Annotated in this window: 26 protein-coding genes; 14 read left to right on the top strand and 12 right to left on the bottom strand. The window is 72.3% G+C overall.

All coding sequences use genetic code 11. The annotated features are described in order from the left end of the window. Positions 1-4 precede the first annotated feature (4 nt). Both ACFXMF_RS24460 and ACFXMF_RS24455 read right to left on the bottom strand, forming a co-directional pair. Positions 5-457, bottom strand: a complete 453-nt coding sequence (locus ACFXMF_RS24460) for a hypothetical protein (protein WP_379988872.1) — start codon at positions 455-457, stop codon at positions 5-7. A 64-nt stretch (positions 458-521) separates the two neighbouring features. After that, positions 522-809, bottom strand: a complete 288-nt coding sequence (locus ACFXMF_RS24455) for a hypothetical protein (RefSeq protein ID WP_379988873.1) — start codon at positions 807-809, stop codon at positions 522-524. 97 nt (positions 810-906) lie between these two features. Between ACFXMF_RS24455 and ACFXMF_RS24450 the strand changes: the two genes are divergently transcribed. The 4 genes from ACFXMF_RS24450 to ACFXMF_RS24435 all read left to right on the top strand — a co-directional run bounded on the left by ACFXMF_RS24450 (position 907) and on the right by ACFXMF_RS24435 (position 3,816). Then, a complete protein-coding gene (locus ACFXMF_RS24450) occupies positions 907-1,605 on the top strand; it encodes a hypothetical protein (RefSeq protein WP_379988874.1) in 699 nt (232 codons plus the stop codon). Positions 1,606-1,634: 29 nt separating this feature from the next. Next, entirely contained in the window at positions 1,635-2,915 is a 1,281-nt protein-coding gene (locus ACFXMF_RS24445) for a Twin-arginine translocation pathway signal (RefSeq protein WP_379988875.1), read from the top strand. Next, positions 2,915-3,226: a 4a-hydroxytetrahydrobiopterin dehydratase gene (locus ACFXMF_RS24440; protein WP_379988877.1), complete on the top strand. Its 312-nt coding sequence runs from the start codon at positions 2,915-2,917 to the stop codon at positions 3,224-3,226. Before ACFXMF_RS24445 ends, ACFXMF_RS24440 begins: the two co-directional genes overlap by 1 nt. 128 nt (positions 3,227-3,354) lie before the next feature. Continuing rightward, on the top strand, positions 3,355-3,816 hold the full coding sequence (locus tag ACFXMF_RS24435; protein WP_360318588.1) for a hypothetical protein: 462 nt from the start codon (positions 3,355-3,357) through the stop codon (positions 3,814-3,816). 145 nt (positions 3,817-3,961) lie between these two features. Here the strand turns inward: ACFXMF_RS24435 and ACFXMF_RS24430 are convergent, their stop codons facing one another. After that, positions 3,962-4,420 carry a flavodoxin family protein gene (locus ACFXMF_RS24430; RefSeq protein ID WP_360318585.1) on the bottom strand — a complete coding sequence of 153 codons (459 nt, stop codon included), beginning with the start codon at positions 4,418-4,420 and terminating at the stop codon, positions 3,962-3,964. 325 nt (positions 4,421-4,745) lie between these two features. On the opposite strand from ACFXMF_RS24430, the gene ACFXMF_RS24425 reads away from it, so the two are divergent. From ACFXMF_RS24425 to ACFXMF_RS24405, 5 genes are all read left to right on the top strand, one after another. Beyond that, positions 4,746-5,114 (top strand): hypothetical protein, encoded by a 369-nt coding sequence (locus ACFXMF_RS24425; RefSeq protein ID WP_379988878.1) that lies wholly within the window; start codon positions 4,746-4,748, stop codon positions 5,112-5,114. 23 nt (positions 5,115-5,137) lie between these two features. Beyond that, positions 5,138-5,332, top strand: coding sequence for a DUF2304 domain-containing protein (locus ACFXMF_RS24420; RefSeq protein WP_360318579.1), 195 nt, complete (start codon positions 5,138-5,140; stop codon positions 5,330-5,332). A 154-nt stretch (positions 5,333-5,486) separates the two neighbouring features. Then, positions 5,487-7,070, top strand: a complete 1,584-nt coding sequence (locus ACFXMF_RS24415) for an ATP-binding protein (protein ID WP_379988879.1) — start codon at positions 5,487-5,489, stop codon at positions 7,068-7,070. Positions 7,071-7,341: 271 nt separating this feature from the next. Further along, complete coding sequence (locus tag ACFXMF_RS24410; RefSeq protein WP_360318574.1) at positions 7,342-9,861, top strand: SpoIIE family protein phosphatase; 2,520 nt, start codon at positions 7,342-7,344, stop codon at positions 9,859-9,861. A 268-nt stretch (positions 9,862-10,129) separates the two neighbouring features. Then, positions 10,130-10,504, top strand: coding sequence for an RNA polymerase-binding protein RbpA (locus tag ACFXMF_RS24405; protein ID WP_360318572.1), 375 nt, complete (start codon positions 10,130-10,132; stop codon positions 10,502-10,504). Positions 10,505-10,630: 126 nt separating this feature from the next. Here ACFXMF_RS24405 and ACFXMF_RS24400 read toward each other — a convergent pair whose 3' ends face one another. From ACFXMF_RS24400 to ACFXMF_RS24385, 4 genes are all read right to left on the bottom strand, one after another. Further along, positions 10,631-11,194, bottom strand: a complete 564-nt coding sequence (locus ACFXMF_RS24400) for an FxsA family protein (protein ID WP_360318569.1) — start codon at positions 11,192-11,194, stop codon at positions 10,631-10,633. A 4-nt stretch (positions 11,195-11,198) separates the two neighbouring features. Next, positions 11,199-12,044 (bottom strand): polyprenol monophosphomannose synthase, encoded by an 846-nt coding sequence (locus ACFXMF_RS24395; RefSeq protein ID WP_360318566.1) that lies wholly within the window; start codon positions 12,042-12,044, stop codon positions 11,199-11,201. Then, on the bottom strand, positions 12,041-13,801 hold the full coding sequence (gene lnt / locus ACFXMF_RS24390; protein WP_379991490.1) for an apolipoprotein N-acyltransferase: 1,761 nt from the start codon (positions 13,799-13,801) through the stop codon (positions 12,041-12,043). Before lnt ends, ACFXMF_RS24395 begins: the two co-directional genes overlap by 4 nt. A gap of 788 nt (positions 13,802-14,589) precedes the next feature. Beyond that, entirely contained in the window at positions 14,590-16,077 is a 1,488-nt protein-coding gene (locus tag ACFXMF_RS24385; RefSeq protein ID WP_360318561.1) for a PLP-dependent aminotransferase family protein, read from the bottom strand. A gap of 168 nt (positions 16,078-16,245) precedes the next feature. Between ACFXMF_RS24385 and ACFXMF_RS24380 the strand changes: the two genes are divergently transcribed. Then, entirely contained in the window at positions 16,246-16,854 is a 609-nt protein-coding gene (locus ACFXMF_RS24380) for a hypothetical protein (protein WP_360318677.1), read from the top strand. A gap of 34 nt (positions 16,855-16,888) precedes the next feature. On the opposite strand, the gene ACFXMF_RS24375 is transcribed toward ACFXMF_RS24380, so the two are convergent. Further along, on the bottom strand, positions 16,889-18,511 hold the full coding sequence (locus ACFXMF_RS24375) for an amidohydrolase (RefSeq protein WP_379991489.1): 1,623 nt from the start codon (positions 18,509-18,511) through the stop codon (positions 16,889-16,891). 144 nt (positions 18,512-18,655) lie between these two features. Next, positions 18,656-19,096 (bottom strand): Lrp/AsnC family transcriptional regulator, encoded by a 441-nt coding sequence (locus ACFXMF_RS24370; RefSeq protein ID WP_360318556.1) that lies wholly within the window; start codon positions 19,094-19,096, stop codon positions 18,656-18,658. 74 nt (positions 19,097-19,170) lie between these two features. Between ACFXMF_RS24370 and ACFXMF_RS24365 the strand changes: the two genes are divergently transcribed. Together ACFXMF_RS24365 and ACFXMF_RS24360 are read left to right on the top strand one after the other, a co-directional pair. Next, a complete protein-coding gene (locus ACFXMF_RS24365) occupies positions 19,171-20,106 on the top strand; it encodes a tyrosine-type recombinase/integrase (RefSeq protein ID WP_379991488.1) in 936 nt (311 codons plus the stop codon). A 183-nt stretch (positions 20,107-20,289) separates the two neighbouring features. Continuing rightward, entirely contained in the window at positions 20,290-20,664 is a 375-nt protein-coding gene (locus tag ACFXMF_RS24360; protein WP_379991487.1) for a hypothetical protein, read from the top strand. Between the two features lie 22 nt (positions 20,665-20,686). Here ACFXMF_RS24360 and ACFXMF_RS24355 read toward each other — a convergent pair whose 3' ends face one another. Further along, complete coding sequence (locus tag ACFXMF_RS24355; protein WP_379991486.1) at positions 20,687-21,208, bottom strand: GNAT family N-acetyltransferase; 522 nt, start codon at positions 21,206-21,208, stop codon at positions 20,687-20,689. A gap of 218 nt (positions 21,209-21,426) precedes the next feature. Between ACFXMF_RS24355 and ACFXMF_RS24350 the strand changes: the two genes are divergently transcribed. Then, positions 21,427-22,329: a nitroreductase/quinone reductase family protein gene (locus ACFXMF_RS24350; protein ID WP_379991485.1), complete on the top strand. Its 903-nt coding sequence runs from the start codon at positions 21,427-21,429 to the stop codon at positions 22,327-22,329. Between the two features lie 28 nt (positions 22,330-22,357). Here the strand turns inward: ACFXMF_RS24350 and ACFXMF_RS24345 are convergent, their stop codons facing one another. Continuing rightward, positions 22,358-22,849 (bottom strand): MarR family winged helix-turn-helix transcriptional regulator, encoded by a 492-nt coding sequence (locus ACFXMF_RS24345; RefSeq protein ID WP_360318544.1) that lies wholly within the window; start codon positions 22,847-22,849, stop codon positions 22,358-22,360. Between the two features lie 113 nt (positions 22,850-22,962). Between ACFXMF_RS24345 and ACFXMF_RS24340 the strand changes: the two genes are divergently transcribed. Further along, positions 22,963-23,292, top strand: coding sequence for a hypothetical protein (locus tag ACFXMF_RS24340; RefSeq protein WP_379991484.1), 330 nt, complete (start codon positions 22,963-22,965; stop codon positions 23,290-23,292). A gap of 6 nt (positions 23,293-23,298) precedes the next feature. On the opposite strand, the gene ACFXMF_RS24335 is transcribed toward ACFXMF_RS24340, so the two are convergent. Beyond that, positions 23,299-24,447 carry an acyl-CoA dehydrogenase family protein gene (locus tag ACFXMF_RS24335; RefSeq protein ID WP_360318540.1) on the bottom strand — a complete coding sequence of 383 codons (1,149 nt, stop codon included), beginning with the start codon at positions 24,445-24,447 and terminating at the stop codon, positions 23,299-23,301. Between the last annotated feature and the right edge of the window lie 195 nt (positions 24,448-24,642).

The raw sequence follows: 24,642 nt of genomic DNA, 5'->3' as shown, positions 1-24,642 counted from the left end.
GGACTCAGCACGCGTCCCATCGCCACGTGCCGGCCTCGCGGGCCCACGGCTGAGCCTTGCGCTCGAACTGCGGGACGCCGATGCCGTACGACACACGAGCGAGGTCACCCGCCAGTTGGTCGATCGTCAGCGTCTTGATGGCCTGCGGACCGTAGTCGTGTGCGGCCTGCTTGCTGAGCGTGTCGAACTCCGCGCGGCTGATCTTCTCTCGGCAGCGCCCGGACAGGATCGCGTAGCCGGTGCCGCCGTCCCCGGAGAACAACGCGACGGTGTACTTGCGGACGGCCGCGTCGAGTGCCTGCCGGTCGGTCTGCTCCGCTGTGCCGGCCGGACCGGCGGCGGTACCGGCCACGGGTGCGGCGGTGGCCTTCTTTCCGTCGTCGCTGCTGCTGTCGCTGCAGCCCGCGACGAGTGCGAGCACGGCCGTCGCACCGGCGATGGCTGTGATGGTGCGCATGTTCCCCCCAGAGGTGTGTACCCGAGGGACCGTAGCCGCCAAGCCGTCGTCCCCGCCGATCAGTTCACGGATTCGTCCCCCGGACGGCCCAGCCGCTCACCCCGACCACCCGGGCAAGGTCGGCCGTGCTCGCACCCGCGTCGGACGCGTCGCGCACCGCCCGATCCACGCGGGCGTCGGCACGGTCGTGCAGCTCGCCTGCGATGGCGTGCACGGGCGATCGCGGATCGAACTGCTGCTGCACGTGCCGGTAGGCCCGGCGCATGCACAGGGCCTGGGCCAGGCGGTCGAGGGCATCGACCCGCAACGCGTCGGCGCCGGAGTCGCCGGGGTCGCCGGTCGAGCCGCCCACGGTCCGCTCCCTCACCGGCCGCCACGCGCCGGGCGATGGTGCGATCGGCGATCGCCGCGCGGATGCCCTCGCTGTCGAGCCACCACCCGAGGCGCCGGTGCAACTCGGCGACCTGATCGATGCTCAGCCCGGTCACCGGCGTCGGATCGAGGCACAACCTCGGCTCGGGCGCCAGAGCGGTGGGGATCAGGTCCGGCCGATGCCGGCCGATGTCGTCCAGGAGGACCACACGATGGTGCTCCTCGACATGCACGACCAGGCCCGGCTCGCCGTCGGCCGCCTCGACCAGGATGCGCAACAACAGCCCGTACCCGTCGCGAACAAGGCGCGCCCGCCCTGGCCGTGCCTCATCCGAGCACCGGGGCCGAAGCAGCGTCTCGGCCAACGATGCCACCTCGTCATCGGCCAAGTGAACCGCAGCGCGGTCGAGTTGCATCGCCGAAGCGTGCAACCCGGCGGAGACGACGGCCAGTCTCCACGGTCGCGGCGGATTGACGGGCACGAGATGGATGCTCCAGGCGGGCAACGTGACGGTTTCGCCGGTTGCCTCGATATCGCTCACGTGCGCTCCATGGTGTGCGAACAACTGCGCCGGAAGAGGTCGCTCGGTGAGGCCGAGCCCGACTGCCGCACGGCACGGCACAGGATCCGGAGGATGACCGACTCCCCTACCGGACCCGCCCTCATGACGATGATCACGAGGTGCGCGGAGCACTCCGATGGCGTTGTCGATGGCGAAGCGATGGCATTCCGCACCTGTTTCGCCATATTCGAGACCACGTCGTCGCTACGGTGATGACACCGTCGGCACGCGAGGTTGGAACCATGGCCATCGACCGCACGCCAAACACTCGACTGCGCGCTGTTCGAGAAGCGCGGAGGCAACAGTCACGCAGCGAGTTCGCAAACGACCTCCAAGCCACAGCCGCTCGACTGGGTGAGCGCCAGGTCTCGGTCGACGCGCGCCTGGTTGCTCGGTGGGAAGACGGCGACACTCGCCGCCCGCGCGCCATCTACCGGCGCATCCTCGTCGCGCTCACGGGAATGACCGAGGCGGAACTTGGCATTGGACCGAATCCTCCCTCGCAGCCGGTGACGTACCCGCCGCCGATGCCTACCGTTGAACCCGTGGATCGAAGGCAGTTCGTCAGCGGTACCGCGCTCGCCATCTCCGGTGTCGCCGTCCCGAGCACCATGCGCACGAAGCGAACCCGGGTGGATCCGGCCCTCATCGACTACTTCGAGCGTCAGCTTGCCGGGCATTACACCGCCGACATGATGCTCGGCCCCCGCGCGCTGATAGGGACAGTGACCGCACAGTTGAACCTGATCACGCGGCTGATCGACGACGCCGAGGCCGGCGTCCGACATCGACTGTCCGCAGCGGGCAGCGCGTTCGCCGCGTTCGCCGGTTGGTTGTATCTCGACGCCGGCGACATCGCGCTCGCAGCGCACTGGCATGGCGTCGCCACGGAGTTGGCGCACCGCTCCGGCAACGCGCAAGCCGTGGCTTGCTCCCTCGTGGATCGGGCCATGGCACACACCGACGCAGGCGCGGGCGGCGCCGCAGTCGACCTGTGTGCGAACGTACTCGGCGTCGAGCGGCAATTGCCCCCGGAACTGCGTGTCTTCGCATTGCAGCAGCAGGCGCACGGCGCTTCCCTCCTTGGCAATCGCCCCGAGACGGACCGACTGCTCGACCACGCCGAACGGATCATTCGGACCGTCGACGTCGAACAATGGGGCACCGCATGCCTCCGCACTCCCCACTACCTCCAGGTACAGCGCGCGACGTGCTACGGCCGGCTCGGCCTACACGCGGAGGCCGATCAACTGTGGCAACACATCATTCCCTCTTCGGCCGGACCCGCCCGGCGGGATGTCGGTGTGTGGAGTGCACGCCGGGCGCGCGCCAAGGCGGCACTCGGCGAGCCCGAGGCCGCGCTTGACCTGGCACACGTGGCGGTCGATGCGGCCCTGGGGACCGGCAGTATTCGGACCGTCCGTGAACTGGCATCGCTGAAGGCAGACATGCAGGCATGGCACGATCACTCGATCGGCCGCGACTTGGCTGCGCTGCTCGCTCCTCTGACCCTGGAGACCTGATGGCTGAAGCGTTGACCCATACGCAGATCGAGAAGATTTTGTCCGCCGACCTGCCGGGCTGGACCACCGACGGGCGCCGGATCGAGCGTACGTACTCGATCGCCCACGTCGCCGGTGCCGCGTTCGTCGTACACATCGCGGCAATCCAAGACGATTGGGGCCACCACTCCGACGCGACTTTGGGGTATCGCACAGTCCACATCAGCATCAGTTCCAGCGACCTCGGCGGCCACGTCGCCGAGCACGACATCGAGCTTGCCCGCCGCATCGAGGCTGCCGCACATGGTCACGGAGCGGTCCCTCTCGACTAGCAGCCCGGCGGGCTCGCGACGTCCGTTCGAGTGGGATGCGCCGTAGTCGCGTTGCCTGGCAGGTGCGGGCAACTCGACCAAGAGTGCCGCGAGTTGCCACGAGTGCAGCGCACAGGGACATACGGGCGGTGCGCGAGGTGACCGAGATGGTGCCGTCCTCGCGCGCCCGACGGGCATCGATCGGCCTGCCCGGAGGACGGCACGAAGTGGATCGCGTACCGCCGTACAACCTCGCAACCGTGCCGGTGGTCTATCCCAGGGACATCCGCAACCCGATCCCGGGAGGCACCGTGCTTCGCTTCACGCTTCGCCCGCCGCAGGTCGACGCGATCCAGCTCCGCGTGGCGACCTGGGCCGAGATCCGCAGTGTCATCACCGTGTCGGACGCCGACATCCGCACCATCACCGCAGCCGAGGCGACCGACACCTGCGGCGACCTCGGGCCGGACTACATCGCGTTCTCGGCCCTCACCGTCCACCGCGAGCGGGTCGCCTTCGCGCACGGCGACTGGATCGTCTTCCACTCGCCGAACGCGTTCCGGCGATTCACGCCGGCCGACTTCGCCGCGACATACGCACCGCCGGCGTAGCCACGCCCATCGGCAGGTGATCATCGCCCCTTCGACGCAGCCCGGCGACCTTTGCCGCCCGCGACTCGACGTCGACCGACCGTTGCACACCGCCGAAGCCCGGCCCGACCCCATCCGGCGCCGCGCCGGGCCACCAAGACGCGCCCTAGTCCTGCGGCATCAGCTCGGCCGCCACGATTGCGCCCAGTTCGGTGCAGGACGCGAGGGTTTCCCGGGTGGGCGGGCCCGCTACTTCCACCGGTGGGCGGACTCGGCGCCATTGCAGGCCGGTTGTCGCCGATTCGACCGAGCGGACCGCGCCGGTGGTGTCGCTGCCGCCGTGTACGTACAGGCCGTACGGGCGGCGGACCGTCTCGTGCAGGCACGGGTAGTAGGCCGTGTCGAAGAAGTGCTTCAACGCCCCGGACATGTAGCCCAGGTTCGCGGGTGTGCCCAGTAGGTAGCCGTCGGCCTCCAGGACCTCGACCGGCGAGCAGGTGAGTGCCGCCCGGACGCGGACCTCGACGCCCTCGATTTCCGGGTCGCGGGCGCCGGCGAGGGTTGCCTCCAGCATCTCGGCGAGCGTGGGCGAGGGCGTGTGGTGCACGACGAGCAGGATGGCCATGGCCTCACGCTGCCAGAACCGAGGCCGGAGTCGAAACGCCCCGCCCGCTCGCAGCCACTCCAATGGGTGAGTTTGCCGGGAAATCGACCTCGAATACGCCCCGCCGCGACGGAGTCCGCAGTCTCCGCCCGAGCTGCCGCAACTCCCGCCTCCCGCTTGTGCGTACGGACCAACCGGATCACCCGTACGAGTGGACCGCCGGAAAAGAGATGGCGATTCCACCCGTTTGATGCTTTGCCACGTGTGCACCATTTGTGACGATAAGAGAACTTTAGGTAATACGTTGATAGGCCAACCGGCCGGCACCTCGGGGAGAACCACCCACATGCGCCTCACCCACATGCGACTGCTGCCCTATCCCCGCGCCAAGTCCCCCACCGCCCCGGGCCCCGACCCGTTCCCCCTCGCCGAGGCGCCGCCCGCTCCCCCCACTCCCACCCTCACTCCCGCCTCCGCCCCCGCGCCGCCCTCCCTCGTCTCGGTGGTCCGCCGCACCCTGGCCCCCGCCACCCGCGCCGGCACCGTCCAGTCCCGCACCTTCCACACCGTGTACGCGCTCGCCACGCTCCCGCTGGTGATCGCCCTCCATGCCGCCCTCTGGGCGTTGTCCACCCCCGGGCGCCTCGGCGCCACCCTCCTGGTCCTGTACGGCCTCGGCCGCAGCGGGATCCTCACCGCGCACCCAACGCACTGAGTGCGCCGCCCGAAGGAGCACCCATGGTTCTGTCCATCTCCGGCGTCCTGCTGCTCGGCGTCATCGCCTACATCTTCTTCCGCAAGGACGGGCTGAGACTCCCGCACGCACTCGTCTGTGCCCTCTTCGGGTTCTACCTCGCCGGCAGCTCGATCGCCCCGCACATCACCGCGAGCGGCAACAGCATCGCCAACCTGCTCAGCGGCCTCAACTTCTGATCGGCTCCCCGTCTTCACCGCCGCCAGGGCGTGTCCTCGATCCCCCGCCGAACGGCCGCGTCCCCGGCGGGCGTTCGAAGACACGCCCTGGCCCCGGCTCATCCCCCGAACCGGGGCCTGTCGCCTACCCGCACCAATCCCTCACGGAGACCGCATGTCCCCCGGCCCCAAATCCCTCGCCGCCATCGCCCGGCGCGCCAAGGACGGCATCGGCAACACCCGCACCCGCGCCCACCGCTTCACCCACCTCTCGCGGGACACCCTGTCGCCCGTGTTCACCCTCAGCCGAGGTCTGAACCGGCAATTCGCGTGGGCGCGCAACTGGTGGAAGGGCGCCTCGGCGGACAAGCGCAAGGCCGGCGCCGCCGGCGCCGCCGCGGCCCTGCTCGCCCTCTACTTCGTGCCCTACGCCCCGCTGATCACGCTGCTCCTGATCCTGGCCGGCGCCGCCTGGCTCGGCCACAAGGACAAACCCCCCGCCCCCGAGCCCGGCCCCGACCCCACCGACGTCAAACTCCAGGCCGTCTACAACGGCCTGGTGCCCTACTTCGCCGACGACCACGACCCCGCCCGACTGTTCCATCCCGGCGGCCCGTACCAGAACGCCTTTCGGCACTGGGAACTCGACGACGACCGGATCGTCCGCCTGGAACTGACCTACAGCCCCTACTTCACCGACGAAGACCCCGCCGCCCGGGCCCGGATCGAACGAGTGCTCCAGGCCAAGACCGGCCGCGGCCGCGAATACCTCTACGAGTGGGACACCGAGACCAACCACCTCACCCTGGCCGCGCTGCCCCCGCTGCCCGCGGCCGTGCCGGCCCAGCAGTTCGTCACCGCGCCGCGCGAGATCCTGCTCGGCATCACCGACGCCGGCAGCACCAACCGCCGCATCCCCGTGCACGTGGGCGACACCACCCGCCAACTCCCGCCCGTCATCTGGCGCACCGGCAACCGCAGCACCGACCCGCACCTGCTCGCCGTCGCCGCCCCGGGCGCGGGCAAGTCCAACCTGCTGCGCACCATCGCCCTCCAGGCCGCCCGGGACGGCGACATCGTGGTCATCGACGGCAGCGGCTCCGGCGACTACGCGTGCCTGGCCGGCCGGCGGAACATCCTGCGGATCGAGACCGGTTACCACGGCGCCCTGGAGACCCTGACCTGGCTGCGGCACGAGACCGAACGCCGCATCGCCGCCGTCACCTACGCCAAGCAACACGGCACCCCGGTCCCGGACAACGCCCGCCGCCCCCTGTGGGTGATCCTCGACGAGATCACCGAACTCTCCGACCTCGCCGCCGGCCAGGGCACCACCGACCCCCAGGAACTGCTCGACCTCCCGCTGCGCCTGGGTCGCGCCGCGCACATCGGCGTGATCACCAGCGCCCGCCCCACCCACCTGGAGCGGCTGCGCCCCGCACTGATCGCCGACACGCACACCCGGGTCGTACTGGGCCCGCTCGACCCGGAGACCACACTCACCGTGCTGGGCTCCGGCCCCGGCATCTCCGGCGGCGAGGGCATGCCCCCCGGCCGCGGCTACATCCGGATCGGCAACGGTCCGGTGGTGCGCATCCAGATCCCGCACACCCCCGACCCGCTGGAGGAGGACACCCCGGAGGCCGACCGCCAACGCCTGCTCGCGCTGCTCCCGCGACACATCGACGACCTCCCCGTCGACCTGCCCTCGATCTCGCTCGCCAAGGCACCCGAACGCGAGCCCGAGCCCACCGGCTGACCCCCGGCACCCACCCCGCGCGCCGCCCTCTCGCGAGGCCCGGTACCGCCCCCACGAGGCCCCGCACCCGCACCCGGCCGGCCCCTCGCGACGACCCCGGTGATGCCCCCGCAAAGCCCACCACGCCTCCCACGAAGGCCCCCCGAGCAAGCCCGCCCGGGGGGCCTCGGCGTACGCCCGACCCGCCGGCAAATACCCAAAACGCACCACTCCGTCCCCCCTCGCGCGCCATGATGGGGGCCCGCACCCCCACGGAGGACGTGGACGCCCAGTGTTCGACCTCGCCAACTTCACCGTCAGCGACATGGTCGTGTGCAGCTCCGAACTGCGCCAGGTCACCGCCGACTCGGCCACCACCGAGGACGCCGCCCGCGCGATCGTGCAGCACCTGCGCACCACCTTCCGCGACCCGCACACCGGGCAGCCCCAACTCGTCCTCGTCCGCCTGTTCCAGACCATGGCCTGGCGCAACCTCACCCCCGACCTGGAGCAGCGCGCGCTGCGCCGGCAACCCGACCTCGTCCCGCATCCCGACCTGCGCTGCCTCACCCTGTTGGCCACCATCGGCGATCAGCCCGAGTGGTGCGACCGCACCCGATCGCGCCAGCACCAGGTGGTCGCCTTCCCGAACGCGAACGCGGTCCGCCGGGCCCCGATGATCAGCGCCATGCTCGACCAACTCGGAGTCACCCCCGAGGACATCGTGGCCGGCCCGCTGCCCACCGACAACGAATGGGACCGGCACGACATCCACCACATCCCGGACGCGCTGACCAGTGCCGCGGTCCCGGACAAGGAGTTCATCCGGGCGAGCGGCATAAAGTCGGTGATCGGCTACGCCGGCAAACTCCCCGACGGCGAACTGTTCACCGTGCTGATGTTCACCCGCGTACACGTCCCGGCCCGGATCGCCGAACTCTTCCGCACCGTCGCGGTGTCCACCCGGCTGGCCCTGCTCCCGCTCGACACCGCGCCGACGTTCGCCGGCGGCCCCTCCCAACACACCCCCACCACCCACGTGGCCGCCGCGCGCCTGGACGCCCTCGAACAACTCCTCGCCGCACACGAGGGCACCACCGCGCAACAGGCCCTGGTCGCCGAGGACGCCCGCGACCGGGTCCGCTCGCAACAGGAGCAACTCGCCCACAAACAGCGCCGACTCGACCAGGAAACCCGCATCGTCGAGACCCTGTACAGCGTCGGCCAAAAGCTCACCCGCGAACTCAACCTCGAACGCCTGGTCCAGGCCGCCACCGACGCCGCCACCTCGGTGATCGCCGCCGAGCACGGCATCTTCCGCTACGTCGACTACGACACCGGCGGCGTCGCGGACACCCGCTACGCGGTCACCAGCCCCGATCCCACGCTGATCGACCGGTTGCCCCGGCCGCGGCCCACCCTGGCCGCGCGCAGCCGACCGCAGACCACCACCGCGCAACCGGTCACCGTGCGCCGCGGCGATCTCACCGAGGACCCCGCCGCCGGTCGACTGCTGCCCTATCGGATCAGCACCGACGGGCAACCGCCGGTACGCAGCCTGCTGACCATCCCGGTGACCACCGCCACCGGCGAGGACCTGGGCGCGTTCTCCTTCTGCCACACCCGGGCCGACGTGTTCACCGAACGCGACGAACAACTGGCCCTGGGCATCGCCGCGCAGGCCGCCACCGCGATCGAGAACGCCCGACTGTTCCGCAGCGTCCGCGACACCGCCGTCGAACTCCAACGCAGCCTGCTCCCCCAGGTCCCGCCCGACCTGGACGAACTCAACATCGCCTTCCGCTACCTCCCCGGCGCCAAGGGCCAACAGGTCGGCGGCGACTGGTTCGACGTGATCCCGCTGTCCGCCGGCCGGATCGCCCTGGTGGTCGGCGACGTGATGGGCCGAGGTCTGCAGGCCGCCGCCGTGATGGGCCAACTCCGCGCCGCGGTACGGGCGTACGCGGTGATGGACCTGCCGCCGGGGCAGGTGATGCGGCACCTCAACCGGCTGGTCACCGGGCTCGGCGGCGAGGACCAGATCATCACCTGCGTCTACGCGGTCTACGACCCCGGCGACGCCACCGTGCACTGGTCCAACGCCGGCCATCTGCCGCCCGCCCTGATCGGCGCCGACGGCAAGGTCGAACTCCTGGAGGACGACCTCGGGGTCCCGCTCGGCCTGGACGGCACCACCTTCGACGACGCGGTGGTCGGCTTCGACACCGGCGACCAACTCCTCCTGTACACCGACGGCCTGGTCGAGTCGCACGACGCCTCGCTCACCGACCGACTCCAGGAACTCACCAAGCAGATCGACAGCACCACCGGCGGCGCCTACAACGTCGCCGACGTCGCCGATCTGGTCACCAAGACCATGCTCACCGGCCAGGAACCCGACGACGTCGCACTGCTCCTGGTCCGCGCGCGGCACAGCATCGAGCGCACCGCGGGCCTGGATCTGCCGCCGACGCCGCGCTCGGCCCGCGAGGCCCGCGACTTCGTGCGCGCCACACTGGGTCGCTGGGAGTTGACCGACCACAACGACACCACCTGCTCGGTGGTCACCGAACTCGTCTCCAACGCGGCCGAGCACGCCCGCACCCCGATGGAGCTACGGCTGCGCCACCACCCCGGCCGACTGATCGTCGAGGTGGTCGACCACGACGGCCGACTGCCCAAGGAGATCGCCTCGCCCGGCCACGACGAGCGACACCGGGGGTTGTGCATCGTGGCCGGTCTGACCGCCGATTGGGGCGTGCGCCCCACCGACACCGGGAAGATCGTCTGGGCGGAGATCCGTGACCGTTGACGCCCCGCCCCCGGCCGTCGGAATCGCCCACCACCCCGTAACACCGGCATCATCCGCACCGCCCCGGGCCGATCAGGCGAGTTTTATGTCACTTTCTCCCGTCGATGTGATGAATCATCCGTTTTCGGGTAGCCACCCACCGTCACGGACCCCGTCTCCTGCCCACCGACCCCTCGGTCGGGAATCTTCGGGGCCCGTCACGCGTTCTGCAATCGGACGAGACAGCAAGACCTGTCGATGTGGGTAGACAAGCCAGGAGGCACGATTCATGAGTGAGCGAGCTCTCCGCGGCACACGCCTTGGCGCCACCAGCTACGAGACCGATCGCGGTATCGATCTGGCGCCGCGTCGCACCGTGGAATACGACTGCCCCAGAGGGCACCGCTTCGAGATGCCGTTCTCCGTCGAGGCGGAGATCCCCTCCACCTGGGAGTGCCGTAGCTGCGGTGCCGTCGCGCAGTTGGTGGACGGCGCGCCGCCGGAGGAAAAGAAGAACAAGGCTACGCGCACACACTGGGACATGCTCATGGAGCGGCGTACCCGGGAAGAGCTGGAAGAGGTGCTCGCCGAGCGCCTCGCCGTACTGCGGTCGGGTGGGATCAACCTCCACCACGATCCGCGCAACAACCGCAAGAGCGCCTGAGCGAGCACCGCACGAGCCCGCTCGGGGCGCGTGCGGATCCCGTCGACAGGTGGCACCGACGCCCGGGGCGCCGACGATCTCACGATCGCGGCGCCCCGGGCGTCGTGCCGTGTGCGAACGGCGCCGTCAGGGCAGCTCGCGCGGCGGCTGCGGCGGGTCGTCGTCCCGGCGCACGTCCTTGGGGTCGATCACCTCGCCGGGCACGATCTTGCCGTCCGGGCGATGGATCCGGGCCTCCCGCACCGCGCCGGAGAACCGTGGGCTGTTCGCCACCTTCGCGGCCACCACCGTGCCGATCAGTCGCCGAATCAGCGGCCGGGTGAACGGCAACACACACAGCAGGCCCAGCACGTCGGTGATGAACCCGGGGATGATCAGCAGGATGCCGCCCAGGATGACCACGCCGGCGTCGGCGGCGGCCTTGGTCGCCTCCTTGCCCTGCGCCGCGAGCACGGTCGGGTCGTTCTGGCCCTCGCGCTGCGCCTGTTCGCCGAGCGCGCGCAGTCGGGTCAACACCCGGCGGCCCTCGTAGCGGATCACCAACGAGCCCAGCGCGACGCCGGCCAGGATCAGCAGGAAGGTCCGGCCCGCCCCGATCGCGGCGCCGACCCGGCTGATCACGTAGATCTCGGCCAGTGGCAGCGCGACGATCGGCAGCAGCTTGGCGGCTCGGCGCAGCGAGGTGCTCACGCGATCACGTCCTCGGCGGGGTGGTACCGGTGCCGCCGGCGCTCCCGGTGTCGCCGGCGCCCTCGGGGTGGGCGGCGGCGGTCTCGGGGGTGCTCTCGTTCGGGTACTTGCCGACCTTGCGGCCCACACCCCACGCGGTGACCCGCCACAGCGCCTCGGCGACGATCGAGTTGCTCATCTTGCTGTTGCCGCGCTCGCGCTCGATGAAGGTGATCGGCACCTCCAGGACGCGGTAGCCCTTGCGGATCGCCCGCCAGGCCAGGTCCACCTGGAAGCAGTAGCCCTGCGAGGCGACCTCGTCCAGGCCGATGCCGAGCAGGGTGTCCCGGCGGAAGGCGCGGAAGCCGCCGGTGACGTCGTGGATGTCGACGCCGAGCATCAGCCGCGAGTAGGTGCTGCCGCCCTTGGAGATGAGCTTGCGGTGTCCGGGCCAGTTGACCGCGCCGCCGCCGGGGACCCAGCGCGAGCCGAGCACCAGGTCCGCGTCGCGCACCGCTTCGAGCAGGCGCGGCAGTTGCTCGGGCTGGTGCGAGCCGTCGGCGTCCATCTCCACCAGGATGTCGTAGCCGCGGTCGATGCCCCAGCGGAAGCCCGCGATGTAGGCGGCGCCCAGGCCCTCCTTGCCGGCCCGGTGCATCACCTGGATGTGCGGGTCGTGCTCGGCGAGCGTGTCGGCGATGTCGCCGGTGCCGTCGGGGCTGTTGTCGTCGGCGATGAGCACGTCGACGTCGGGCACGGCGGCGCGCAGCCGGGCGACGATCGGCTCGATGTTCTCCGATTCGTTGTAGGTGGGGATGATGACGAGCACCTTGCCGAGGTCGGCGAAGCTGGTCTGCTCGCTGTCGGTCACATCATCTCCTTGATGGCGTTGGCGTCGGCGAGGCTGTCGACGCCGGCGTCGGCGGGGGTCGGCGGGATGCCGGGGGTGGTGATCGGGGGCTTGCGCCGACGGCGGAGAATGCCGTACGCGCAGGCGAGAAGACCGACGATAGCCAGGATCCACTCGGGAGCCGAACCGAGTCGCGTGGCCAGGGTGCGGTCGTCGCGCAGCGGAACGTCCATGACCAGGGTGTCGGCGGTGAATTCGCGGGTGCGTTCGACCACTTTTCCGTCCGGCATGACGATCGCGCTGATCCCGGAGGTGGCCGCGATCAGCACCGCGCGGCCGTGCTCGACCGCGCGCAGCCTGGACATCGCGAGTTGTTGCTCGGGCTGTCCGCTGCGGCCGTAGGTGGCGTTGTTGGTCTGCACGACCAGGACTCGGCCGCCGTGCGTGACCGCTTCGCGGGTGACGTTGTCGTAGGCGATCTCGAAGCAGATCACGTCGCCGATCCGGGCCGGGCCCAGTTGCATGACGCCGACGGTCTTGCCGGGGTAGAAGTCTCGCGGGACGCGTTCGAGCCGGCTGATGAACTTGGTGAGCAGTTCGCGCATCGGGATGTATTCGCCGAACGGCACCGGGTGGCGCTTGGTGTAGGAGGCGCCGGGGCCGGTGACCGGGTCCCACACGATGCCCTGGTTCTGGATGTGCGTGGCGTCGGGGCCGGCGACCAGGACGCCGGTGAGCACGGGCACGCCGATGTCCTTGACCGCGCCGTCGATGAGCGCGTACGCGTCGCGTTCCTCGAACGGGTTGAGGTCGGAGGAGTTCTCCGGCCAGATCACCAGTTCGGGCTTCTTGACCTTGCCGGCGCGCACGTCGGCGGCCAGCTTGTGGGTCTGCCGGACGTGGTTGTCCAGGACGGCGCGCCGTTGGCCGAGGAAGTCCAGGCCGGTGCGCGGGACGTTGCCCTGGACGACCGCGATGGTCGCGCTGTCGGGGCCGGCGGCGTCGCCCCCGGTGGGTATCGGGACGGCGTAGGCGCTCGCGGGGACGGCGATCGCCAGGCCGATGGCGCCCAGGGCCAGCGGGAGGGCGTTGCGCGGCGTACCGGCGCTCTGCGCGGGCTCGGCGGCCGAGGCGTCGCTACGACCCGCGTAGAGCCCGTACAGGCGCAGCGCGGCCCAGCCGAGCAGCGCGCCGGAGAGGGCGACGGCGAAGGTCACCCCGGGGGCGCCGGCGAGCGCGGCGATCGGGGTGAACGGCGTCGCGGTGTTGGCGAACGCCAGCCGGCCCCACGGGAAGCCGCCGAACGGGACGCGGTCGCGCACCAGTTCCTCGGCGACCCACAGGCACGCGGTCCACAGCGGCCACAGTCGCAGTCGGCCGATCAGGGTCAGCGCGGCGGCCAACGCGCCGATGTACAGCGCCTGCACCACGGACAACACGATCCACGCGTCCGGCCCCACCACGCGCAGCCACTTGAGCAGCCACAACATGAACGGCAGGCCGAACAGCAGGCCGTAGCCGAAGCCGGTGCGGGTGCGTTGTCCGTGCACCGCGACGCTGAGCGCGCTCACCGCCAGGATGCTCAGCGGCCACAGGTCGTACGGCGGGAACGCGAGGGCGAGCAGCAGGCCGCTGACGAGTGCGGTGACCGGGCGGGCGGGGCGCCGGTAGATGCTCACGGCGGTCGCGCGGGTGCGGCGCAGCCGCTGTTTGCGAGCGGGTGCCGGCGCCGTGGGCGGGCTGCCCGCGGGCGCTGTGGTGCTGTCGAGCTGCGGCACCGTGGGGCCCCCTCGTCGGGTCGTTGCGATCGCTGCTGCCGCGCGCGGCACGGAGTTGCGCCGGTCGGGTGATGCAGTGACGTTACAACGTTCGAGGTGGGAATTCGGTTTCGGCTCGTGCTCGGCGGTGGGGTGGTGGCGGCGGGAGCTCGGTCGCCCTTCGGGCCGGCCCCGGACCGGCTGGCTGTCGGTCGCGGTGGTCGTTGTCTACTGGGCGACCGGGCTCTGCCGCGGTCTCACCTTCCGGCACGGGGTGTGCTCGCGTCCGGCGGGGCGGCTGCACGGGTGCCGCTCTGCCGTTCGTGGCCGCGTGGGGCGGCCTCCCGGGCGCGTGTCACGTCGGTTCCGGACCTGGCGCCCGGTGGCTGTGCCACCTGTGGCCCGGAGGCGTGCGCGTGCTCGGGGAGGGTGTTCTCCTGCCGGTCGTCCTACGGTGGACCGGGTCGAACGTACTGGTCGATACGGGCGCGGTGTCAACATCGCACTGACCTGCACGGATACGGTATCGGCGCAGGTCAGCGGCCAGGGTGGTGCGGCACTGGTGTGGGTGGTATGCGCCCGCCGGGTGGCGCAATCGCTCCCCTAATGGGTCTTGTCGAGGCTTCCGTACCCCTGGGTCGAATCGCTCGCGCGGCGATCGGGCCCGGGGCGGGGCGGCGGCGATGTCGGCGTGTCGCGCGCGTTGCGGGCTCCCATGGTGTTGTACACGGCTCGGGGCCCACCGCGCGAGCGAGCACCCGGGGTGCGTTCACCCACATCGGTCAGTGCGGCCGGGATCGGCCGCCGACTCAGGCCAGGCAGGCGGCTCCGGACAGGCCCGTGTAGGCGCTCGGCCGACTGCGTTCGGTCTCGCCCACGGCGGCCGCCAATCGGCGGATCGCCTCGGTCAGCGTCGCCGGGTCGTGCGCGTAGGGCAGCCGCACGTGGTGCTCGAAGGTGCCGTCCGTGCCGAAGTGGGTGCCCGCCGCGATCCGTACGCCGTGCCGGGCCGCGGCCTCGGCCAGGGTCAGGCTGGAGGTGCCGTCGGTGCGCACCCACAGGGACAGGCCGCCGACCGGCATCGCGAACGTCCAGTCGGGCAACCGGTCGGCGAGCGCGTCGGCGAGGGCGCCCCGGGCGGCGCGCAGCGCGGGCAGCCGGCTCTCCAGGATGGCGTCCTCGTGGTCGGTGATCAGGTGGTGGGTGACCAGTTGGTCCAGCACGGGCGCGCCGACGTCGAAGGACGCGCGGGTGGCCGCGATCCGCCGGACCAGGTCCGGGGTGGCCCGGATCCAGCCGATGCGCAGGCCGCCCCAGAAGGTCTTCGAGGTGGACCCGATGGTGACCACGTTGTTGGTCCGGTCGAAGCCGGCCATCGGCAGCGGTCGGTCCACCGGGTCGATGTCCAGGGCCAGGTCGAAGCACGTCTCGTCGACGATCAGCGTGGTCCCGGTGTTGCGGGCCAGGTCCACCAGGGTGCGGCGGACACCGGCGTCGGCGAGGTGGCCGGTCGGGTTCTGGTAGTCCGGGATCAGGTAGGCCAGCCGGGGCGCGGCCGTGCGCAGCGTGTCGCGCCAGGTCTGCACGTCCCAGCCGGTGTCCGTCATCGGCACCGGGACCAGCCGGTTCCCGGCCTGCCGGATGGCGTCGAGCACGTTGGCGTAGGTGGGCGATTCCACCGCGACCCGGTCGCCGGGGCCGGCCAGGGTGCGCAGCACCAGGGTGACCGCGGCCAGCGCGCCGGGGGTGACCAGGATCTGGTCCGGCGTGGTGGGCACGCCGCGGCGGGTGTAGCGCTGGGCCAGTGTGTCGCGCAGGACCGGCAGGCCGCCGGGCAGGTAGCCGTGGCCGGTGGTGTAGGTGGGCAGCGAGTCGGTGGCGTCGGCGACGGCTTGGTGCAGGGCTCGGCCGGGGCCGGGCAGGGCCGCGACGCCGAGGTCGATCACGCCGGTGGTGGTGCTCGGGCTCAGCCCTCGGGTGGGGATCTCGGTGTGCGTGCCGGGCAGGGTGGTCCAACTGCCGGAGCCGCGGCGGCTGGTCAGGTAGCCGTCGGTGCGCAGGAGTTCGTAGGCGGCGGCGACCGTGGTGCGGCTGATGCCCAATCGGTCGGCGAGGCCGCGTTCGGCGGGCAGGCGGGCGGTCAGCGGGATCCGGCCGTCCAGGAGCAGCGCGCGGATGCGCTCGGCGAGCGTGCGGTACGCCGGGCCGGTGCGCGCCGCGGACTGGGTGGTGGTGGTCCAGGGGTGCAGGAGGTCGGCGAGGCGGGTGCTGCTGACGGTCAGGTGAGGCGCGCTCATCAGTCCACTCCTGTCGAATTGGCTATGGATCCGTGATCCGGTGTGAGCGATTGTTTCACCGTTGGCTCTTTATTGGCAGTCAGGTGAAGAACGAGGTGCACGGTGGCTTGGTCGTGGGTCCGGCGATTGCTCCAGTTGTACGCGGGGCTCACGTTGTACGGGTTCAGCATGGCGTTGATGATCCGGGCCGAGTTGGGCCTGGACCCGTGGGACGTCTTCCACCAGGGCCTCGCGGAGCGCACCGGCTGGAGCTTCGGCGCGGTGACGATCGTGGTCGGCGCCGCGGTGTTGCTCCTGTGGTGGCCGATGCGACAACGCCCGGGCCTGGGCACGGTGAGCAACGTGTTCGTCATCGGCCTCGCCGTGGACGCCTCCCTGCACTGGCTGCCCGCCCCGGACGCCCTGGCTTGGCAATTGGCCTTCCTGGTCTCCGGAGTGGTGCTGAACGCGATAGCCGGCGGCGCCTACATCGGTGCCCGGCTGGGTCCGGGCCCCCGCGACGGCCTGATGACCGGCCTGGTCCGCATCACCGGCCGCTCGGTCCGCCTGATCCGCACCGCCATCGAGGTGACCGTCCTGGCGGTCGGCTTCCTCCTGGGCGGGTCACTGGGTCTGGGCACCGTGCTGTACGCCCTGACCATCGGTCCCCTGGTCCAGGTCTTCCTCCCCCTGCTGACCGTCCCCGAACAACGGTCGGTGCACTCGCCGGTCGCCGCCGGGGAACCGGGCCGGGCGGGCGGGGCCGCCCCGGTGGCGGAGCAGCCCCACTTCGGCTGACCCCGGCCCGTCGGCGCCCCCGGCCCGCCCCGGTTCACTCCTGCCCGAGGCTCCCCTCCGCGGCAAACACCGTCGTGCCCCGCACCGCGGTCCGCAGACACTGCGGCAGCGGCAGATCCGGACCCAGGTCCGGCAGTCCGGGAGTGCCCGACCGCGGGTCGGTGGACCACCCGGACAGCCGACCGTCCGGCGCCTGAACGACCAACTCCGTGGTGTCCCACACCGCGTAGGTGGCGGGTGCGCCCGGAACCAGCACGCCGACGTCGTCCCGGCCGGCCGCCCGGTGCCCGCCTCGGGTGTGCGCGGCGAACGCGGCGCGCACGCTGATGCGTTGCTCGGGCGTGCGGTGGAACGCGGCGGCCCGCACGGTGCCCCACGGGTCGAGCGGGGTCACCGGCGCGTCCGAGCCGAACGCGAGCGGTACGCCGGCGGCGCTGAGCGCGGCCAACGGGTTCATCCAGGCGGCGCGTTCGGCGCCCAGGCGGCGGGCGTACATGCCGTCCGGGCCGCCCCACGCGGCGTCGAAGGCGGGCTGTACGGAGGCGGTCAGGCCCAGTTCGGCGAAGGCCGCGACGGCTTGGGCGTCGAGCAGTTCGGCGTGTTCGACCCGGTGCCGCAGCGCTCGGAAGGCCGCGCCGTGCGGGCCCTGGATCAGCTCCCGGGCGGCGTCGGTGACCGCGCCGATCGCGGCGTCGCCGATGGCGTGGAAGCCGGCCTGGACGCCGGCCCGGGTGCACGCGGACAGGTGCGCGGCGACCTGCTCGACCACGAGGTGGGTCAGGCCGGTGCCGGCGCCCGGGTCGTCGAGGTAGGGCGCGTGCAGGCACGCGGTGTGCGAGCCGAGCGAGCCGTCGACGAACAGGTCGCCGCCGAGGCCGTGCGCGCCCAGGTCGGCGCGCAGCGCGCGGGCGTGCTCGGGGTCGTCGGCGAGCGCGCCCCAGTAGCCGACCACATCCGGGCCGGCCTCGTCCCGGGCCAGCCCCAGCAGCGCCCGGAAGTCGGCCTCGCCGGCGATCTCCGGCCCGCCGCACTCGTGCACCGTGCCGATGCCCAGCGCCGCCGCCCGGGCCCGCGCGACCCGCTGTGCGTCGAGCCGGTCGGCCGGGGTCAGCGCGGCGTTGGCGGCGGCCCGCGCCGCGTGGTGCACGGCGCCGATCAACGGCGCGTCGCCGTGCTCGCCCGGGACCAGCGCGAGCAACGCGGGCGAACACGCGGCGGAGTGCACGTCGGTGCGGGAGAGGTAGACGGTGGCACCACCGGTGGCCCGGTCCAATTCGGCCGGGGTGGGCGGGCGTCCCTCCGGCCAGCCTGTGTCGTCCCAGCCGTGGCCGAGCAACACGTGGCCCGTGCCGTACAGTCCGCGCCGTTTGGCGTGGTCCTCCAGCGCGGCGAGCGCGTAGGCCAACGACGGCGCGCCGGTCAGGTCGAGCCCGGTCAGTGCCAGGCCGGTGGCGGTGGCGTGCACGTGCGCGTCCACGAACGCGGGCGTCACCAGCGCGCCCGCGAGGTCGAGCACCGCGTCGACCGCGTCGACGTGGGCCGCGGCGGCCCCCTCGGCGCCGATCCAGGCGATGGTGTCGTTCTCGACGACCATGGCGGTCGCGAAGGGATCGGCCGGACTGTGCACGGCGCCGTTGCGCAGGAGGAGCGTGGTCATGACTCCAGTGTGGCCCGCCCCGAGCGAACCCCCGGCCGGAGGTCACCCCTTCGGGGGTGTGACGCGCGCCGCGCCCACTCCGGGGATCGGGCGCGGGGCGGCACGGTGCGACCGACGTCGCACCCGTGCCGCGGCGTCGGCGGTTCAGAACCGGGGCGCGCGCGCCTCGTACGGGGTGGACAGCACCACCGTCGTGCGGGTGGACACGCCCGCCTGGAGCCGGATCCGGGCCAACAACGTCTCCAGGTCCCCCGGCGTCGGCACCCGGACCTTGAGGATGTAGCTCTCGTCCCCGGCCACGCTGTGACACGCCTCCAGTTCCTCCAGGTCCGCCAATCGCTCCGGCGCGTCGTCGGGCGCACTGGGGTCGATGGGTTTGACGGAGATGAACGCGGTCAACGGCAGGCCGATGGCCTCGGTGTCGACCACGGCGGCGTAGCCGCGGATGATGCCGCGCTGTTCGAGTCGGCGCACCCGTTGGTGTGCGGCCGAGGTGGACAGGCCGGTGGCCCTGCCCAGGTCGGTGTAGCTCATCCGCCCGTCTTGCAGGAGCAGTTTGACGATCTGTCGGTCGAGGTCCTCCACACGATGAACCTAGGGCATCGGGGTGGGGTGTGGCGTCCCGGTGCCGCGTCGGTGGCCGTCGTTACAGTGCCCCCATGGCCGCCCAGGACCGTGCCCCAGCGCTCGACCAGCTCGACCGTGCCCTGCTTCGGGTCACCGCGCGGGCCGACACTTCGGCCGCGCGGGCTCGGCAACTGCGTTGGGTGGTAGGCGAGTTGCGCCGCGCGCTGGTCCAGGAGGGGTTCCCGGCCGAGGCCCGCGGCTCGCTCGCGCAGCTGTTGTCGGCCGATCCGATGCGGCGCTATCTGGACCTCGCGCAGAGCGGTCGACTGCGTACTCGTGCGGCCGCGGGGACCGGCGTCTCCACCACCGCGAGCATGCGGGTGCGGATGGACTGCCTGGAGATCCTGGCCCGGGCGGGTTCGGTGCCGGTCGTGCTTCCGGAGCGACCGGCGATGCCCGAGCTCAAGCCGCCGGTGGGCGCCCGGCAGCGGTCGCTGATGCTGGACTGGCTGACCGCGCACGCCGAGCGCGGCGGTGGCGACCCGGGTCGAATCCGGCTGTTCGCGCTGATCGGGGTGGTCCTGGACACCGGCGCGCGGGTCGGCGAGTTGTGCGCGCTGCGGCTCACCGACCTGGATCCGGACGAACGCACGGTGCGGATCGTGCGGCGCCCGCAGGCGCGCTCGGTCAATCCGGCGATCGTCGAGGTGCTGCCGCTGTCCGGCCCCACCCGGGCCGCGCTGGGCCGCTGGTTGGACGCTCGCGAGGAACTGGTGCGACACGTGCAGGGATCGGTCGAGGCCGTGTGGGTGTCGGTCCGGGGCAACCACTCCGGGGTGCCGGATCGGGAGGGCAACTCCCGGCGCCGGCCCGCCGGGATGCCGCTGATGCCGCGTGGCCTCGCGCGGGCGTACACGCGCACGGTGGTGCAGTTGAACGTGGACATGGCCGGGCGGCCGGGTTGGGAGCCGGTGCCCTATCGGCTGGAGCAGCTGCGCCGGGCGGTGGACGCCGCGCCGCAGGAGTAGCGCCGGTCCCGGCCCGACGCGACGCGACGGGAGGGCGCGGAAGCCCCGAACGGCGGGAGGATTGGGGACGATTCCCGCATCGTGTCGATTGGGCTCGGATGGGTACTGCAACGTTCCGGTCGGGCGCACTATCGTCGGCGGAGCGCGCCGTCATCACGGCGCTGTGGCGACAGGGGGAGCCCCATGAGTATCGCCGTAGACGCGCCCGCGGGCGGTCGACCGCGGGTTCTCGTCGAGGACTTCGACGACGCGTTCGAGTTCGGCCTGGAGGTGGACCCGACCGCCGGCGCCGGCGTCCGCCGGGCGTGCCCGCAGTGCGGCGTGGTGCTGGTCGTGGTCGGCGCCGACGACGCGTCGGTGGTGCCGGACCACGCGGTGTGCCCCAGTGCGCGGGACCCGTTCGGGATTCGTGCCTGTCCGGGGTCGGGCGCGGTGTTCGCGGACCCGGCCGATCGGGCCGCCGTCCCGCCGCCGCCGGCGGTGTCGCCTCCGCCCGTGGTCGCGGTGCTCCCGGCGGGCCTGGACTGGCGGGCCCAGCCGTTCTCGCACACCGGGTGAGCCGGCGGGTGCGCCCGTCCCGTCACCCGGTCGCGGTCAACCGCATCCGGACATAGTCGCCCCCGGCGGGCCCCGGCCGGTGTTCGCCGCTCGGGGACCAGCCGTGGCGGGCGTAGAAGGCCATCGCCCGCTCGTTGCGCCGCCACGCCTCCACGCGTCCCTCGGACAGCCGCTCCCGGTCCAGGAAGCGCACGAACTCGGCATGTAGCGCGGTGCCGATGCCCTGTCCCCAGCATTGCGGCGACACGTGGATCTGGTACAGCTCGCCGGCCGGCCCGGTTACCCGGCCCATCGCCGCGACGCCCACCACCCGGTCGCCGGCGATCGCGCACACCACCGTGCGGGCGTCGGTGTCCACCGCCCGCCGCCACGCGTCCCGGCGGCTCGCGAGCGGGTCCGGGTGGGTCGGGTCCTCGATCTCGTGCTCGGCCGCTCCCCCCGTCCGGTAGTAGGCGGCGCGGGCGCGGGTGTGCAGGTCGACGATCGCGTCCAGGTCGTCGGGCCGCGCGGGGCGCAGGCGGGCGGCCGGCTGGGATGGCGTCATGGCTGACGAGACGTGCGCCGGGCTCGGACGGTTCCGCGCGCGAGGCCGCCGCGTGGGGTCCGCCCATGCGCTGAAGTGGCCCGGCCGGCAGGCGTGTTCGGTGTGCGGCGGGATCCCGCACGGGCGTTGACAGTGCTTCGGGGCGATGACTAGCCTGCAAATAGATTTGCTTTCAAAGCAAAGATATATGTGTTCTCGACTGCAAAGGGCCGACTCCCGTGAAGAACGACACGAACGCCCGGGTCATCGCCGACTTCCGGGCCCACAACGGTCGTGTGGGCGGCATGTTCGAAGGTGTGCCCCTGGTGCTGATCACCACCGCCGGGCGGCGCACCGGCCGCCCGCACACCCACCCGGTGGTCGCGCTGCGCGACGGCGCGCGGCAGGTGATCTTCGGCTCGAACGGGGGCGCGCCCCGGGATCCGCAGTGGTACCTCAATCTGCTCGCCAACCCCCAGGTGACGATGGAGATCGGCACCGAGGACGGCCGGGTCAAGCCGTTCGCCACCCGAGCCGTCCCGCTCACCGGTGACGAGCGCGCGCACCTGTGGGACCTCCAGTGCACCCGGGACCCGGCGTTTCGCGGCTACGCCGCCGCGACCGCCCGCACCATCCCGGTGGTCGCGCTGCACCCCCTCGACCTGTCCGGCGACCCGACGCGCGGCCGGCTGATCGGCGAGCAACTGGTGCGCCACCACGCGGACCTGCGGGCCGAGATCGAGCGGGTCCGGGAGCGGCTCGAACAGGTCCTCGCCGGCACCGCACAGCCGGCCGACCCCGACCGGCCGGACACCGACCCGGCCGAGCAACTGCGCCGGCACTGCCTGACCTTCTGCTGGTCGCTGCGCCTGCACCACACCCGCGAGGACGGCGCGTTCTCGGCCTTCGAGCGCGAATTCCCGCACCTGGTCCCGGCGATCGAGCGGCTGCGTGCGGAGCACGCCCTGGTCGAACGCGCCCTGGTCGACTTCGAGGCCATCCTGGACCGGGCCGCCGCGCCGGAGGCCGGCACCCGGGCGACGGCGCGGCGGCTGCGCGCCGAGTTCGAACGGGTGCTGGCGGGCCTGGAGGAGCACTTCGCGTACGAGGAGGCCCACCTGCTGCCCGCACTGGGCGGGTAGCGGCCGGCGGTTCGCCCACGGGCGCGAGTCACTCCGGCTCGCGCACGGCCCCGTTCTCGTAGGCGCCCATCGTCCGCACGAAGATCGCCCGCTGCTCCGGCGAGAGCGGGTCGAAGGCTCGGCGCCAGGCGTCGGCGCCGTTGGCGAGCCAGTTCTCGATCGCCGTCCGGGTCTGCGGATCCTCGGTGATCGCCACGATCGACCGGCGCCGGTCGACGGGATCGGTGTGCCGCTCCAGGACGCCCTGCCGACCCAGGTCGCTGACCATGAGGCTGACCGTGGTCGGCGCCACCTCCAGCCGCGCGGCCAGTTGATTGACCGACAGCGGGCCGTCGAAGAGCAGATAGGCCAGCAACGACAGGTGCCGCGGGGCCAGGTTCATCGAGCGCAATCGCTCGGGGATCCGGGTGCGCTTGAGCCGCGCGGCCACCCTCGGCATCAGCAACAACATCGCCCGGATCGCCTCGTCCGTGCTCAGCCCGTCCTCGGCATCGGCGCCCGCGACGCGCTCCGTCGTCATGCCCGCCGCCTCCTCGCCCTCGACCCGTTCGCGCTTCGGGTACGCAGCGCGACTCCCCGAATCCCGCAACCGTACCCGACCCCGCCACCGGCCCCCGAAAGGCACAAACCGCCATGCCCACCCCCGCTCCCCCGCCGACCGCGTACTCTCCGCACCGCTGGGCCGCGTTCGCGCCGACCCTGTCCGCGCCCCTCGTGGACCCGGTCGACGCGAGCGTGCTCAACGTCGCGCTGCCCGCGCCGCGCGCGGAGTTGCCCGCGTCGAGCACCCGGCTCGAATGGGCGATCGTCGGCTACCCGCTCACCTTCGCGGCGGGCCTGCTCACCGGCGCGCGTCCGGGCGATCGGCCGGGCCGCCTGCGGGTGTTCCGGATCGGCCTGGCCGCGTTCACCCTCGCCTGGGCCCTGGCCGGCGCGGCCGGTTCAGCGGCCGCGCGGCGCTGATCGTGCTCAGCCGTTGCGGAGCAGGTCCCGAGCGATGACCATGCGTTGGATCTGGTTGGTGCCCTCGACGATCTGGAGGCATTTGGCCTCGCGCAGGTAGCGCTCCGCCGGGAAGTCGGTGGTGTAGCCGTAGCCGCCGAGGATCTGCACCGCGTCGATGGTCACCCGCATCGCGGCGTCGGTGCAGAACAGCTTGGCCATCGCCGCCTGGCGGCCGAACGGCAGGCCCGCGTCGCGCAGTCGGGCCGCGGACAGGTAGAGCGCCCGGCCCGCCTCGATCGCGGTGGCCATGTCCGCGAGCATGAAGCGGATGCCCTGCTTGTCGGCGATCGGGCCACCGAACTGCGAGCGGTTCTTGGCGTAGTCGCTCGCCAACTCCAGCGCGGCCTGGGCCACTCCGGTGGCACAGGCGGCAATGCCCAGCCGGCCGCAGTCGAGCGCGGCGAGCGCGATCGGGAAGCCCTGGCCCTCCGCGCCGATCCGGCGGCGCTCCGACACCCGGGCGCCGTCCAGGTGGATCTGCGCGGTGGGCGAGGAGCGCATCCCCATCTTGTGCTCGGGCGCGGCGGCGGCCAGGCCCGCCGTCCCGGCGTCGACCAGGAACGCGCTGATCCCGCGCGAACCCTCCGCCGAGGTACGGGCCAGCACGGTGTAGAAGTCGGCCACGCCGCCGTGGGTGATCCACGCCTTGGTGCCGGTGAGGGTGTACCCGTCGGCGTCGGCCACCGCCTTGGTGCTCAGTGCCGCCGCGTCCGAGCCCGAGTGCGGCTCGGACAGGCAGTACGCGCCGAGCAGGTCGCCGGACAACATCGCGGGCAGGTGCTCGGCCCGCTGTTCGGCCGTGCCGAACGTGGCGAGCGGATGGCAGGCGAGGGTGTGTACCGAGACCCCGAGGCCGATCGCCAGCCACCCGGCGGCCAGTTCCTCCAACACCTGCAGATAGACCTCGTACGGCTGCGCGCCGCCGCCGTATTCCTCGGCGTAGGGCAGCGACAGCAGTCCGGCGGCGCCCAGGAGTTCGAACAACTCGCGCGGGAAGCGCCCGGCGGCCTCGTCGGCGGCGGCCCGGGGGGCGATCTCGCGAGCGGTGATCTCCCGGGTGAGATCGAGCAGGGCACGGGACTCGTCGGTGGGCAACGTGCGCGTGACGGACATGGGAACGTCCTTCCGTGCGGTCCGGAGGTGGCCGGACCCGGCGGAGACCGGCGGCGGCGAACCGGGTGGGGTTCGCCCCCCGGCCGTTGCGCACGATCGTACGGCGACCCACCCGCGCCGGCCCGGCACCGACGCGGCCGTGCCGACGCCCGTCGCGGCGGTCGACCCGCGCCGGCCGCGGGCCGGGCGGGTCGC

The organism is Embleya sp. NPDC059213 (assembly GCF_042754445.1).
Lineage (GTDB): Bacteria > Actinomycetota > Actinomycetes > Streptomycetales > Streptomycetaceae > Embleya.
The sequence above is the reverse complement of the archived record's forward strand: the minus strand, read 5'-3'. Positions and strand labels throughout refer to the sequence as shown.

Excerpts from the sequence above, each read along its gene's own strand:
- ACFXMF_RS24460 (WP_379988872.1), bottom strand. The coding sequence starts at position 457 with ATGCGCACCATCACAGCCATCGCCGGTGCGACGGCCGTGCTCGCACTC.
- ACFXMF_RS24445 (WP_379988875.1), top strand. The coding sequence starts at position 1,635 with ATGGCCATCGACCGCACGCCAAACACTCGACTGCGCGCTGTTCGAGAA.
- ACFXMF_RS24440 (WP_379988877.1), top strand. The coding sequence starts at position 2,915 with ATGGCTGAAGCGTTGACCCATACGCAGATCGAGAAGATTTTGTCCGCC.
- ACFXMF_RS24430 (WP_360318585.1), bottom strand. The coding sequence starts at position 4,420 with ATGGCCATCCTGCTCGTCGTGCACCACACGCCCTCGCCCACGCTCGCC.
- ACFXMF_RS24425 (WP_379988878.1), top strand. The coding sequence starts at position 4,746 with ATGCGCCTCACCCACATGCGACTGCTGCCCTATCCCCGCGCCAAGTCC.
- ACFXMF_RS24420 (WP_360318579.1), top strand. The coding sequence starts at position 5,138 with ATGGTTCTGTCCATCTCCGGCGTCCTGCTGCTCGGCGTCATCGCCTAC.
- ACFXMF_RS24415 (WP_379988879.1), top strand. The coding sequence starts at position 5,487 with ATGTCCCCCGGCCCCAAATCCCTCGCCGCCATCGCCCGGCGCGCCAAG.
- ACFXMF_RS24405 (WP_360318572.1), top strand. The coding sequence starts at position 10,130 with ATGAGTGAGCGAGCTCTCCGCGGCACACGCCTTGGCGCCACCAGCTAC.
- ACFXMF_RS24385 (WP_360318561.1), bottom strand. The coding sequence starts at position 16,077 with ATGAGCGCGCCTCACCTGACCGTCAGCAGCACCCGCCTCGCCGACCTC.
- ACFXMF_RS24380 (WP_360318677.1), top strand. The coding sequence starts at position 16,246 with ATGGCGTTGATGATCCGGGCCGAGTTGGGCCTGGACCCGTGGGACGTC.
- ACFXMF_RS24375 (WP_379991489.1), bottom strand. The coding sequence starts at position 18,511 with ATGACCACGCTCCTCCTGCGCAACGGCGCCGTGCACAGTCCGGCCGAT.
- ACFXMF_RS24365 (WP_379991488.1), top strand. The coding sequence starts at position 19,171 with ATGGCCGCCCAGGACCGTGCCCCAGCGCTCGACCAGCTCGACCGTGCC.
- ACFXMF_RS24360 (WP_379991487.1), top strand. The coding sequence starts at position 20,290 with ATGAGTATCGCCGTAGACGCGCCCGCGGGCGGTCGACCGCGGGTTCTC.
- ACFXMF_RS24355 (WP_379991486.1), bottom strand. The coding sequence starts at position 21,208 with ATGACGCCATCCCAGCCGGCCGCCCGCCTGCGCCCCGCGCGGCCCGAC.
- ACFXMF_RS24345 (WP_360318544.1), bottom strand. The coding sequence starts at position 22,849 with ATGACGACGGAGCGCGTCGCGGGCGCCGATGCCGAGGACGGGCTGAGC.
- ACFXMF_RS24340 (WP_379991484.1), top strand. The coding sequence starts at position 22,963 with ATGCCCACCCCCGCTCCCCCGCCGACCGCGTACTCTCCGCACCGCTGG.
- ACFXMF_RS24335 (WP_360318540.1), bottom strand. The coding sequence starts at position 24,447 with ATGTCCGTCACGCGCACGTTGCCCACCGACGAGTCCCGTGCCCTGCTC.